Genomic DNA, 13,793 nt, shown 5'->3' on the forward strand with positions numbered 1-13,793 from the left:
CTGGGGGTACTTCGGATGGGATTTGAAATCACGGTCATTATACCGACCTATAACGTAGCAAAATATATTGGGGAAGCGCTTAATTCTGTGTTGAATCAAACATTTAAGGGGAATGTCGAGATTCTGCTTATCGACGACTGCTCCACAGACGAGACGCCTTCTATTCTTGAAGACTATAAGAACAATCACCCTGACCGGGCCATTACCGTCCTCCATCAGGAGACGAATGCACGTCAAGGGACGGCCAGGAACCGGGGGCTTGGGATTGCACAGGGGAAGTATGTGTTCTTCCTGGACGGTGATGATACGATCGATCCCAACACCTTCGAGAAAATGATTGAGAAGGCGGAAGGATCACAGTGCGACTTCGTCATGTGTGACTGGGTGTATGCCTATGAAGATCGTAAACTGATGTATGTGAACTACGACCGGTTCCTCACCAACGAATATCTGGAAGCGGAGTATTGCGAGCGACTCCTTGAAGCCGCTACCTACTTCACCGTCAATAAGCTGTATAATCGGGAGTTCCTCCTGAAGCACGGCATCACCTACGGGGAAGGCTATATTTATGAGGACTATGAGTTCTATGTAGAGGTCGCCCAGAGAGCGGAGAAGATCGGCATTGTCTCCAACCCGTTCTATCATGTGCGCGTCAATGAAGACTCGACGACCAAGAAGGACCGGAAGACCACGATCCATATCGACTCACTCGTGAAGGCTGTGGAAGCAACCATAACGAAGTTTGATCCAAGGTGGGAGCAATCGTATTACCATCTCTATAAGTATATCGTCAAAAAAACGATGAATTACATACGCGAACGGGCACCAATGGGACAGAAGCGCAAAACCATCAAGAAAGTGCTCACCATCCTGAACCGAAAACGTACAGATTACTATGTCCCGCGGGATGTCGTCCCACTCTTCTACTTCTACTTCAGGAGAAAATACGTCCAAAACAGTAAGATCAACCAGCTCATCCTCATCGACGACCTGCACCATAAGGGTCAGCTGACACCGCTCTTCCGGAAGGCGATGAAAGCCAAGGAAACGATGCTGAAAAATAAGACGATCTCCAAACTGAATCAAAAGCGGCTAATCGCCAAGAAAAACAACGAACTGCAGCGGTACGAGGAGCTATCCATTAAGGAGAACGTCATCCTCTTCCTAGGCTTTGACTACCGGTACATCGGCAACTCGAAGTACTTCTTCGACTATATGATGAATCGTGCAGACAGCACGCACGAGCTCTACTTCGTCACCACCAGCAACGAGGTCCCGTCGAAATACCGGGTCACCCCAAGAAGCCTGAAGTTCTATAAGATCCTGAACCAGGCAAAATTTGTCATCGGAGAGAGCTGGATCCCCCTCGACTTCAAAAAGAAAGACGGACAGGAGTGGATACAGCTGTGGCACGGCACCCCGTTCAAGAAGCTGTTCTTTGACAGCCACGAGCCGTTTATCACAACCTTCAATAAGAATCACAAACGGGATAAGCAGCGGGATATTTCCAGATGGGACTACCTCCTTGCCGACTCACCCAAAGCGAAAGAAAAATTCACCACGGCGTTCGCCTACCTAGAGGACCGGATCCTGAACATTGGATACCCGAGGGTCCAATGGCTGAAGGACAACCGGAACAATCAGAAGTTGATCAAGGAACTCAAACAGTCCATGGACATACCTGAACACAAAAAAGTCATCCTATACGTCCCCACTTGGAGGGATTACAACTACAAAAAATCGGTATTGGATCTGGACTATACCCTGGACATCAGTCGGATGCAACAGCTATTGGGTGAGGACTATGTCTTCATCAACAAGGACCACAGCATGGGGCGCAACCAGCTCAAAAACCCGAACGTCATCACTCCACCCAACACGCTGGAGGTCCAAAATCTGATTCTCTTGGCGGACGTCATCATCAGCGACTACTCCTCCATCGTCTTTGACGGATTGGCGATTGATAAGCCCTTCTACCTCTTCATCAATGACTTTGACAAATATGAAAAGGCGCGCGGGGTCTATGTTGATATGGCCAGGGACCTGGGAGATTTCTGCGTTACTACCGAAGAAGAGCTTGCTGAGAAAATAGTGAAAGAAGATGTATGGCTGGATCACCTAATGAGGCTTAAAGAGGGCTATGTTACTGAGGGTGACGTAAACTCGAATGAATTGTTGCTAGAGAAATTAACCCGTACAAATCTGGTCAATTTTTAAAATATAAAACGGCTTGCACATTTAAAGGAGCAAGCCGTTTTTATCGTCTATTTAAAAGTTCTCATATTCTATGAGCTTTCCTTCAAGTAATTCCATATACTTCAACTAGCCGGCCTTTCATACTTCCCTACTTCCTTCATCCACTTCAAATTGACCCAGCCATCCCACCACTGTTTTCCCTCTGGTGACATATAAGGATAAACATACTGCTCAATGAGCAAACAGAAATCATAATCCTGAATGATTCCGTAGACGGGAATCTTATACGTTCTCCCCTCAAATGTCTTAATCACAATCCGCTCCACAAGGGTAAGGCGATTTTGAAGAAGCTTTACTTCTTTAGTGGACGTGAAGGGAACCCGACCTTTTTTCGTTTCGAAAGATCCATCCCTTCCTTTTATCAGGGTCACGAGTGTCCTCCCTGGAATGAGACCGGGTAGGAAACAAAAGAACAGGTACAGGAAAATGGGGAATAGCGAAAATCCCCCGTATAGATACCACAGGGAGTAAAGCGAGTCGAATTTCAATCCTTCCTTTAAGCAGATGATTGTTCCGACCAGGCCTCCAACGATGAACAGTTGCAGGATGACATAGTAGAATTTGCTTCCTTTAATTTGGACCTGTTGTTCTTTATGGCGCTCGTTTAGCACGAATATCCCTTCTCCTTTCTTTTATTTATAAAACTACCGAAATTTTCACCTGATCTAAAACAATGTACTGATTTCCACAAATAAAATATAAACATAAAAAACACCCTTTAGAATAGACTTTCCTCTATCTATTCTAAAGGGTACATTTTTATGCCTAACGTATTTCCATTTTTAAAATAGGAGTCACATGTAGACTCATTAATCCCTGCTAAATAAATCTCTAGTATATACCTTCTCTTGTACTTCCCTTAGATCATCAGATAAGCGATTAGCTACAATAACATCTGATACTTTTTTAAATTCTTCAAAGTTATTAACGACTCTTGAATTAAAGAAAGTATCATCTTGAAGCGCAGGCTCGTACACAACAACTTCAATTCCTTTAGCTTTAATACGTTTCATAACCCCTTGGATAGCAGATTGTCTAAAGTTATCAGAATCCATTTTCATGGTAAGTCTATAGATACCTACTATTTTAGGTTTTCTTGTAAGGATCATCTCTGCAATGTGATCTTTTCTTGTACGATTAGCATCGACAATTGCTGCCATTATATTGTTGGGGACATCTTCATAGTTCGCTAATAGTTGCTTGGTGTCTTTTGGCAGGCAATACCCGCCGTATCCAAATGAAGGATTATTATAATGTACCCCTATCCTCGGATCTAGACCGACTCCATCGATAATCTGTTTAGTTTCCAATCCTCTTACTTCGGCATAGGAGTCCAACTCATTAAAGAAAGCTACTCTCATTGCTAAGTATGTATTTGCAAAGAGCTTAATGGCTTCTGCTTCTGTTGAATTAGTAAATAAGATATCTATATTCTCTTTCAAAGCACCCTCTTCTAAGAGACCAGAAAAAGTCTTTGCTCTTTCAGACTGTTCACCTACAACAATTCTCGATGGATACAAATTATCATACAGTGCTTTACCTTCTCTTAAAAACTCTGGCGAAAAGATGATATTTTCTGTTTCGAATTTTTCCCGGACTGATTTTGTGTAGCCCACTGGAACTGTAGATTTTATCACCATTACTGCATCTGGATTTATAGATAAAACACTAGCTATAACAGCCTCCACAGTTCTTGTATTAAAATAATTTCTTTCCGGATCGTAGTTAGTAGGGGTAGAGATGATTACATAATCAGCATCTTTATATGCTTTATAATTATCCGTAGTCGCAGTTAGGTTTAACTCTTTTGTCGCTAAGAATTCTTCTATTTCATTATCTATAATTGGAGACCTTTTATTGTTGATCATGTCTACCTTTTCTTGGATAATATCAAGAGCTATCACTTCATTATTTTGAGCAAGTAAGATAGCATTGGACAATCCTACATAGCCTGTTCCAGCTATCGTAATATTCATTATTCATTACCTCTTCCGAAGTTTGACTTTCAGATTATTTGCTAATAATATATTGCTTGTTGAAATAATCTTGATAATCGCCACTAATAATTTGCTCCCACCATTCTTTGTTATCGAGATACCATTGAATAGTTTGAGCAATTCCAGTTTCAAAGTTATAAGTAGGTGTCCATCCCAATGTTTCTAACTTGGTAGGATCAATTGCATAACGTTTATCATGTCCTAGGCGATCCTGAACAAACTCTATTAACTCCTCTGACTTACCTAGTTCTTTAATAATTGTCTTGACAACTTCTAAATTCGTTCGCTCATTATGCCCACCAACATTATATACTTCTCCATTTATACCTTCGTGCATTACCAAATCAATAGCGCTACAGTGATCTATCACGTGTAACCAGTCTCGAATGTTCTTCCCATCTCCATAAACGGGTACTCTTTGTTCATTTAGAACTCGAGATATTGTTAATGGGATTAATTTTTCTGGGAAGTGATATGGTCCATAATTATTCGAACACCTAGTAATATTAATAGGCAAGCCATACGTTTCATTATAAGCTCTGACTAACAAATCAGATGATGCTTTACTTGCACTATAAGGGCTATTGGGTTGCAACGGCGTTTCTTCAGTAAAGAATGTTGAAGGGTCGAACTCTAATTCACCATATACTTCATCTGTAGATACATGCACAAACTTTTTGACATTCACTTCTTTAGAAGCATCTAATAATACTTGTGTACCTAAAACATTGGTTTGAACAAAGATACCTGGATCAGTAATGGAACGATCTACATGACTCTCTGCTGCAAAGTGAACAACATAATCAAATCTTTCTTTTTTAAACAATGAAGTAATAATTTCACGATCAGCAATATCCGCTTTCACGAAAAAATAGTTCTCTTTCGTTTCAATAGATTTATGCTTCGTTAAATCCCCTGCATAAGTTAATAAATCTAGATTAAAAATGTCATATTGAGGATATTTCTTAACCATATATTGAACAAAATTACCTCCAATAAAGCCGGCCCCGCCTGTTACAAGAATCTTTTTTCTAGTCATTTATTTCACCTCATGTTTTAATTCAGTTAAGTAATGCTTAAGTGCATCTTGCCATTTTGGTAAAGGAGTAAAGCCATTCGTACTAAGCTTCTCCTTTGACATTCGAGAATTTTTCGGACGTACAGCACGGGTGGGATATTCTTCCGTGATAATTGAATTAACACTTACGTTGGCATCTGCCTGCGCGAATATTTCTTGTGCGAACTCTGCCCAACTACAATAACCTTCGTTCGATGCATGATATATTCCATATTTATCACTTTGAACCATTTCAATAATCAACTTAGCCAAATCGTAGGTGTAAGTAGGCGAACCTACTTGATCACCTACAACACTTAATTCTTTTTTTATATCTGCTAATCGGAGCATTGTCTTTACAAAGTTATTACCATTTAAACCAAAAACCCATGATATACGAATAATGAAATATTTATCTAATACTTGCTTGACTATTTTTTCACCTTCATATTTAGTCAAACCATAATATCCTATAGGACTAACATTATCCGTTTCTTTAAATGGCTTTTCTCCTTCTCCATTAAACACATAATCTGTACTAATATATACAAACTTTGCATCAATTTCTCTTGCAATTTTAGCAAGGTGCTTTGTACCTTCAACATTTACGTTCCAGCATTTATCTTTATTATCCTCTGCCTTATCAACTGCTGTATATGCAGCACAATGTATAATTACTTCAGGGTTAAATTTTTTAACATATTTATTCACTGCAACTTCACTTGTAATATTTAAATCTTCTGAACCTAATCCCTTAATATTTATCCCGTTTTCAGATCCATATTTCACTACATCATAACCAAGCTGACCAGTATACCCTGTTACCAATACTTTCATACCATTACACCGTAAAGCTGAAGTTGTTTTCAGCATCCTTCAGTAATGGAGCTTTTTTATCTTTTTCTGAAAGAATAGGAACTACATCAATTGGCCATTCAATATTAATTTCTGGGTCATCCCAAATAATACCTCGGTCACATTCTGGGGCATAAAACTCATCTACTTTATATTGTACTTCCACATTTTCTACTAGAGTGATGAATCCATGAGCAAATCCTTTCGGCACTAACAGTTGCTTCTTATTTTCTGAGGTTAGTTCAACACCAACCCATTTTCCGTAATTCGGGCTGCCTATACGAATATCAACTGCTACATCGTAGATGGCTCCCCTTGTACAGCGTACGAGTTTTGTTTGCGCTTTAAAATCTAATTGGTAATGCATTCCTCTTAATGTTCCTCTTTCAGCAGAAAAAGAATGATTGTCCTGAACAAAGTTTAAGTGAATACCCATTTGTTTAAATTCACTATCACTAAACGTTTCCATAAACCATCCCCGATGATCTCCAAAAAGTGAAGGTTCTAATATAAATACTCCTGTCAAACTCGTTTCTTTAAAAATCATGCTAAGACCTCCTCTTGCTGTATTACATCTAATTGTTGGTCTGCCAATCTAAGTAAGTATTCACCATATTCATTTTTCTTTAGTGGCTCTGCTAATTGTAATAACTGTGATTTATTGATGTAACCCTTCCTATAAGCAATCTCTTCTAAACAGGCCACCTTTAAACTTTGCCTTTTCTCAACAGTTTCTATATATGCTGAGGCCTCAAGTAAGGATTCATGAGTACCAGTATCTAACCAAGCAAAACCGCGACCAAGCAATTCCACATTTAGCTCACCTAATTCTAAATAAGCTTTATTAACATCTGTTATTTCTAGTTCTCCTCGATCTGATGGCTTTATATTTTTAGCTATATTAACTACTCTATTATCATAAAAATAAAGTCCAGTTACTGCATACGTTGATTTTGGAGCTACTGGTTTTTCCTCAATCGAGATTGCTTTTCCACACTCGTCAAACTCAACTACTCCGAAACGTTCAGGATCTTTAACGTTATAACCAAATACAGTTGCTCCTTTTTTCCTTAAAGAAGCATTCTGTAATAGTTTTGTAAATCCATGGCCATAGAAGATGTTGTCTCCTAGAATTAATGCAACACTATCGTCCCCGATAAATTGTTCACCGATTATAAAGGCCTGCGCTAAACCTTCAGGTTCTTCTTGCACTGCAAAGCTAAGGTTAATGCCTATATCGCTTCCATTCCCCAATAACTGTTCAAACCTTGGGGTATCTTGCGGAGTAGATATAATCAAAATATCTTTAATACCTGCGAGCATTAATATAGATAATGGATAGTAAATCATAGGTTTGTCATAAATCGGTAAAAGTTGTTTTGAAATGGTTTTTGTTAAAGGATATAACCTTGTACCACTACCGCCTGCTAAGATAATGCCTTTCATATTAAGATCCTCCTGTGATTTCCTTATTTTTTGATAGATTGTTAAATTATTTATATATTGATTTACCACCTAAATTTAAATATCCACCAAATTCATCGTCATACTTCTTGTTTGAGAATTTCTCAAAACCTTGACCTGGTGTGAAAGTTAGTTCCCCAAAATATACTTTATTATTTGTATAATACAGATCCACTCTGACAAATTTAAAGTCTGAAGATAATTTTTTTGCAACATCTAACATTTCATTTAACTTATCGGGTTTTGGAATGGGTGCTGCTAAATTCCCATGGACATACGATACATCCAATTTATTCCATTCAGTATCATAAATATTTCTTTTATGTTCTTCATGCCTATCTCCATCTACTTGAATGAATTTAGGTTGCCCGTCAAAGCAAAAGAATTTATAATCTTTTAGATCTCCTGAAGGATCTTCAACTAATTCTTCAATAACTACTCTCCCAGTTACGTGCTTATAATTTCTTTCACCGGTAAGGTTATAAAAACTAGTGTTTGTCCAAAAAGCAATTTTGTCTAGAACTTCTTTATAGTTAATATTGTTTTTATTCTTTACAATAAAATTCCATCCAGATGCATGAGTGGCTTTTATAATAAAGGATTTGGGTAAATCCTCAAAATTAATCTGAGCCTCGTTCTCATACACCCCGATAAGAGGTATAAGAAATTCTTTTCCTACTTTCTTTTCTACATACTTTCTAACCTCATACTTATCAATATATTCTCCCAACTTCTCCAAATCCCAATATAATTTCATCCATTGAATTTTTTCAGAAAGAGTTTTAGGATTGTTTAGATTTAATTTGTATCCTTGTACTCGATAGAATATTAGTTCCATATATTTTTTTTCGGTTAAACATTTTTTTACTATTTTTATAATAATATTCTTACTTGAACTCCGTATTTTTTTTATCATACGAATTCCTCCTCTCTGCATATCAAAAAAATAAATGGATTAAGTTTAAAATTACAATGCTGATTTTATTGATCAGTATTTGCAGTAAGATAAATTTTACTTATTTTTAGAGTAGATAGTATTAAAAATACATTCAGAACAGCTCCTGAGATACCAAACAATGCTACAGCTATTTGGTCGCTTGAAAATGCATAATAACCTATCGCTAATACAATTATTCTTGTCAAAAGCATTAGTATTGTAAATTTTAAATGAAAAGATTGTGCTCCTAGAACTGGTAAAGCTCTAACACTTGGTATGTTTATAAAACCAAAGAAGGACCATAGTGCGATCCATCTTGCATATTCCCCTGCTACGAGCCAATGTGGTCCGAAGATAAAACTAAATAAAACTGGACCAAACAAAATTATTATCCCAAATGGTAAAATCCCTATTATCCCTAACATCAAAGTTGCTTTCTTAATCAGTTGGAGTAAATCCTCTCCACTTTTTTCTGCATCTGAAATTCTGGGGTAAAACACATCCCCTACTGATTTCCCAATGAGTATCGTAGGCATACTGAGGACACTTCTCCCAATTGTGTAAAACCCTACCGAAGATGGTCCGAAAAAACTAGCTAACATCAAAACTGGAAGACTTTGGGATATTGCGTTAAACAAAACCTCTGGAGCTCTATATTTTGGGAAATCTACATATTTTTTAGCTATCATATTTAGATTAATTTTCTCACAATTGGAAGATGCTCTTATTTTATTCACTTCAAATTTCGAAGTAAAAAGGGCCATAAATAGGGCCTTAATCCCTTCTCCAAAAGCAGTAAATATTATTAAAATTGAAGCAACAGGAAAAAACAAACCAGCTACTACTTTTCCGCCTTGTAACAATACCGCTTGTATTATAGAAGCATTAGCTGATATTCGAAATTGTTTTTTACGAATAAGCCATTGTTCGACTACTTGTAGAAATCCTGCACACAAAATTACAACTGGTATTAAATACAAATAAGGAGCAACTGATTCTATATTGAATAAATTCACAATATTTTCATTAAAAACACTTAAAATTATAGCTACGAAGCTAGCAATTAGAATAGAAATATATAATGAAAGCCTCATTAAACCTTTAGCATGATCTTCTCTTTTAGGTAATACAATAGCTATGGGATATGTTAGTGCGGCTAACGGGGCAACTATTCCAGTTATAGCTACAAATACTCCCAGTATACCAAAAGCCTCTGGACCGTAAATCCTTGTGATTAGGGGCGACAATGCCATTGTAATTGCTTGGGCTAAAGCTGTACCAGAAGCCATAATTGCTACGTTGCGTATAAATGGAATCTTAATTAATTTTAATACTTTTGCTTTCATGTACTTCTTTTCCTCTCAAGTCAACGTAAATTCATATTATTTACCAAATGTATGTCTTAACTTATTAATAAAATGTTTATTAAAATCTTTAATCTTCATTTTGTGTTTTCCTAAGCTAAAATAATTATTCCCCCCTCTACTGCTTCCTTCTAATTTCCCATAAGTGAAATTTCTTTTCCATGCAACGTAGTTGAAACTTAGTTGATCTCGTCTACTATGATGTTCTATTTCTTTCCACCAATCTTCCATAACTTCTATAACATTAGAAGAATTATGATTGCGCACAATCACATTACTTTCCACCAGTCCAGCATGTTTCGGGAAGTTCTGATTTTTATAATTATTCATTTGATTTACTATTGTTATCTTTTTATCTTTTTTTTGTCTTATACACTCTTCTGCCTCTAAGTATATACAGTCTCTGAACGGATGCTTAAATGTTAATAAATCATGACCGGAATTTTTGAAGTAATCAAAAATTAATTCATTGACATCATTATTCACATTAATGTTTCCATCTATCCAAATACTATATTCGTATTGTTTCAAGAATTTATGTGGGAGTATCTTTGCTTCCCTACATTTTCTTACATTATCTAATTTACTTTCCTCAAAAGGGATTATCTTCCAAATATTGGACTCTAATCTAGGATTATCCGAAAAACAAATATAATCAACTCCTTCAGATATATATGAAGGATCGCTTAAATCGTCGTATCCCTGACTTATGGCTGTGTATACAACAATATTATTTTTATGCATATAAACACTTCCTCTTTCTTATACTGTTAATTATTATTATCTCAGGAGTCCCAAATTACTGATCACTTAAATAATTCAAAGATACTGTTATTAGTGAATATTGGGTAAACTACTGTGTCAAAAGTTCTAATATAAATAAAAGCCCAACTTGAGAAGCCCAAGAAAGCCACAAATAACCAACTATGTACCAGCATTTCAACATTTTTTATTATCTTGTACTTTGGTTTAATCATTGCAAATAAAATGAAGTTTAAAGGCAAAATATTCCTATATAGACGAACAAAATCTACATCTTTTATTACGAATATATAAGAAATTAAAATCAATATGTTTATTTTAAATACTATATCTGCGTATTGTATTTGGTCACTATTTGAAGATGATGATAGTTGTTGGTACTTTCCCCTTTTGATTCTTTTATAGACATAAAACATTAAAATTAGGCTAAACGCAAAATAAAATACGAAAAGGATCTTAGCGTATAGGCTCGTACTCTCTGAAAAATATGTGGTGTAGCGATCCATACTTAAAAATCTTATTATAAAAACGGTTAAAAAGTTATATGCAGCGTAGCCAAAAAAAATAGATAATAAAGTAATGATAGTTATTTTTTTATAACTTTTAATTTTAGTTAGGAGAAAGAGCAGATAGAAAATAGAAGAATAATGAAAAGTAGTAGCAATTAATATTAGTAGAATATATTTTAGAACACCTTTCCATCCATCTTGTATTAAATACCTTGTAGCAAATACCATAAGGGCCATTGATAGGAAGTTTCTAATTTGAACAACATCGAGTAAAAAAGGATAAACAAAATACAATACTAATACAAGTGTAGTATTATTTGTGAATTTTTTTGCTGTGCTTGTAATTAGCATTAATCCAATAAATGAGTACGTGATTAGAAAACCATTGTAATTTAGACCTAAAAGAATACAAATTTTCACTATCCATTTAAATCCAACTTCTACAGCAGGATAATCTCCACTTGCATCAATGAAATTATATATATAGTTGTAATTGTTATAATCTGCATTACCTGTATTCCAACCAAATAGAATCCACATAAACACAAATATAAAGACAAAGATTATATCAAAAGATGGTGTATCCCTAATTTGATAAGAATTAATTCTATGTGAGTACCTCATATATAGTTCCCCCATATATATTTAGATCCTGGACTTATTTAATATTGAGCTTATATCTACTAATATAGTTTCAACTATTCGATTTTTAAATAGATTATACTTGAAAACTAAATGTATGAGCTTAAGAATATTTCTATTTTTCAAAGCATATTCTCGTTCTATTTGACTAGATTTTAGCCTATCTAAATATTGTAGTAGGTTGTTTGTCTTTTTATTGTTTTCTATTTTTTCACTTTCTATGAAGTACGTTAATATAGTCTTCATTATTTCACGTTCCCCTGCTGATTTTATACAAGATAAGGCCCTTGATTGTAGGCTTGTATCTCTTGTTAAGCCTAAAGTATTGTTTTGGTGCAGCCTGTATAATATCGTAGGTGTGTTTAGAAAATATAATCCTTCATTCAGTGAAGCAATAAAGTTTATTTTCCAGTCATGAACTAAATCAACTTCTTCATTTGCAGCATATTCAAAATCCTCTTTGATTGAAGATCTGAATGCACTAGTACATCCTGGTGAAATATTATATGCCACTACTCTTTCGGAGCTAATTTTAATGCAGTTATTATTTTTTATTCTTTTCCTAATCAGGTTATTATTAGAAGAGAATGGAATTTCTTTTGTTTTTATTTCGTTATCATTGTCATCAATTTTTATAAAACTTGATGACAATGATAGGATTTTTGGGTTTTCTATCATTACCTTACTCATCAAACTTATTTTGTTTTTTAGCCATATATCGTCTTGATCACAAAGAAAAATAATGTCTCCTGATGTTTCGTATATTGCTCTCTTAAAAGAATTAATAAATCCTTTGTTTTCTGGAAAGGTAATCAGTTTCCAACTAAATAACTCTCTATTATTTATAAACTCAGATACTATTTTTACTGTATTATCGGTTGAGCAATCGTCAACAATTATAACTTCATCAGGTTGCAATTGTTGTTCATAAATTGATTGAAGTTGTTTTGTAATATATTTCTCACCATTGTAGGTTGTCATGGCTACAGATATCATTTAAAAACCACCACACTATAGTTTTTTGTATTTTTTTACATTGAATATATATCCGTCACATATGCCTTTAAGCAAGTTCATTGTTAATTTAAATTTGTTTTTTTCTATGAAAGGCTTAGGAAAAATCATTGCAAATGTAAACAATAAATGTTTAATAGTAGGTTTATAGTTACTGTACTTCCTAGCAAATATAATATGATTACGAGTCATATAATATTGTCTTATTAATGAATGATTTGTTCTATAATACCGTTTCAATGTCCACTTCCCTGAATTATCTTTATGAGGCCTAAAAATAAATGTCTTTTCTGCCTGACCAACTTCTTGAAGTAGGTACTCGTAATTAACTCTAATTTGTTTATAGCCATTAATTTTCAAACGCATACTATAATCAAGATCCACTACATCAATAAACATATCCTCATAGAATTTACCAACTTTCCTCCAAGTAGATAGCCTAATTAACGAACCTGATGTTATAGCCCATTCCACAATAGTACTTTCAGGAAGATCTAGTAATAAGTAATCATCTAATTTCAGTTTATTTATATCTACTATATAAGGTGAAATTAATGCGGTCGATTGATTATGAGTATATTTTTCATAAGAATAGACCATGGTTGAGCTACTGATACTGTCTTGGTCTAACAACAAAACCCACTCATATTCTAATTCTAAAGCTTTATAACATATTTGATTTAGAGCAGTCGCAATCCCTTTATTATCACTGTTTTTTATTATGTTGAAATTATCTTCCCCTTCATACTCATGGAGAATCTCTTTAATATTTGTGGAATTATTATCTATCAATATTATTTTATCTACTTGACCCTTTATTGAATCTATATTTTCTCTCAATCGATTCATTTCAGGATTATATAAAACTATCCCCGCACAACAATAGCTCATTCCGTTTCTCCTTATTTCTATAGGATTAATAATCCGGATGGATAA

13 protein-coding genes are annotated in these 13,793 nt (G+C 35.0%); 1 reads left to right on the forward strand and 12 read right to left on the reverse strand.

What is annotated here, in order from left to right; genetic code table 11:
- Positions 1–15 precede the first annotated feature (15 nt).
- The gene (locus tag AF331_RS18685) at positions 16–2,217 is read left to right on the forward strand and encodes a bifunctional glycosyltransferase/CDP-glycerol:glycerophosphate glycerophosphotransferase (RefSeq protein WP_053429533.1); all 2,202 of its coding nucleotides are present in this window, start codon (positions 16–18) and stop codon (positions 2,215–2,217) included.
- Positions 2,218–2,318: 101 nt separating this feature from the next.
- Here AF331_RS18685 and AF331_RS18690 read toward each other — a convergent pair whose 3' ends face one another.
- From AF331_RS18690 to AF331_RS18745, 12 genes are all read right to left on the reverse strand, one after another.
- Positions 2,319–2,867 (reverse strand): DUF5381 family protein, encoded by a 549-nt coding sequence (locus tag AF331_RS18690; RefSeq protein ID WP_053429534.1) that lies wholly within the window; start codon positions 2,865–2,867, stop codon positions 2,319–2,321.
- Between the two features lie 198 nt (positions 2,868–3,065).
- Positions 3,066–4,232 carry a nucleotide sugar dehydrogenase gene (locus tag AF331_RS18695; RefSeq protein ID WP_053429535.1) on the reverse strand — a complete coding sequence of 389 codons (1,167 nt, stop codon included), beginning with the start codon at positions 4,230–4,232 and terminating at the stop codon, positions 3,066–3,068.
- Positions 4,233–4,266: 34 nt separating this feature from the next.
- The gene (gene rfbB, locus AF331_RS18700; RefSeq protein ID WP_053429536.1) at positions 4,267–5,292 is read right to left on the reverse strand and encodes a dTDP-glucose 4,6-dehydratase; all 1,026 of its coding nucleotides are present in this window, start codon (positions 5,290–5,292) and stop codon (positions 4,267–4,269) included.
- Positions 5,293–6,147, reverse strand: coding sequence for a dTDP-4-dehydrorhamnose reductase (rfbD, locus tag AF331_RS18705; protein ID WP_053429537.1), 855 nt, complete (start codon positions 6,145–6,147; stop codon positions 5,293–5,295). It abuts the gene before it with no gap.
- Positions 6,148–6,151: 4 nt separating this feature from the next.
- A complete protein-coding gene (rfbC, locus tag AF331_RS18710) occupies positions 6,152–6,712 on the reverse strand; it encodes a dTDP-4-dehydrorhamnose 3,5-epimerase (RefSeq protein ID WP_053429538.1) in 561 nt (186 codons plus the stop codon).
- Entirely contained in the window at positions 6,709–7,611 is a 903-nt protein-coding gene (gene rfbA, locus AF331_RS18715; RefSeq protein ID WP_053429539.1) for a glucose-1-phosphate thymidylyltransferase RfbA, read from the reverse strand. The genes rfbC and rfbA overlap by 4 nt, the downstream gene beginning before the upstream one ends.
- 46 nt (positions 7,612–7,657) lie before the next feature.
- Complete coding sequence (locus AF331_RS18720; protein WP_053429540.1) at positions 7,658–8,545, reverse strand: ATP-grasp fold amidoligase family protein; 888 nt, start codon at positions 8,543–8,545, stop codon at positions 7,658–7,660.
- A 65-nt stretch (positions 8,546–8,610) separates the two neighbouring features.
- On the reverse strand, positions 8,611–9,912 hold the full coding sequence (locus AF331_RS18725) for a lipopolysaccharide biosynthesis protein (protein WP_053429541.1): 1,302 nt from the start codon (positions 9,910–9,912) through the stop codon (positions 8,611–8,613).
- Positions 9,913–9,948: 36 nt separating this feature from the next.
- The gene (locus AF331_RS18730; protein ID WP_053429542.1) at positions 9,949–10,674 is read right to left on the reverse strand and encodes a glycosyltransferase domain-containing protein; all 726 of its coding nucleotides are present in this window, start codon (positions 10,672–10,674) and stop codon (positions 9,949–9,951) included.
- A 62-nt stretch (positions 10,675–10,736) separates the two neighbouring features.
- Positions 10,737–11,825 (reverse strand): EpsG family protein, encoded by a 1,089-nt coding sequence (locus tag AF331_RS18735; protein ID WP_053429543.1) that lies wholly within the window; start codon positions 11,823–11,825, stop codon positions 10,737–10,739.
- Positions 11,826–11,846: 21 nt separating this feature from the next.
- Positions 11,847–12,839 (reverse strand): glycosyltransferase, encoded by a 993-nt coding sequence (locus AF331_RS18740; RefSeq protein ID WP_053429544.1) that lies wholly within the window; start codon positions 12,837–12,839, stop codon positions 11,847–11,849.
- A 15-nt stretch (positions 12,840–12,854) separates the two neighbouring features.
- A complete protein-coding gene (locus tag AF331_RS18745; protein ID WP_053429545.1) occupies positions 12,855–13,748 on the reverse strand; it encodes a glycosyltransferase in 894 nt (297 codons plus the stop codon).
- Between the last annotated feature and the right edge of the window lie 45 nt (positions 13,749–13,793).

It is taken from the genome of Rossellomorea marisflavi (genome assembly GCF_001274775.1).
Classification (GTDB): domain Bacteria; phylum Bacillota; class Bacilli; order Bacillales; family Bacillaceae_B; genus Rossellomorea; species Rossellomorea marisflavi.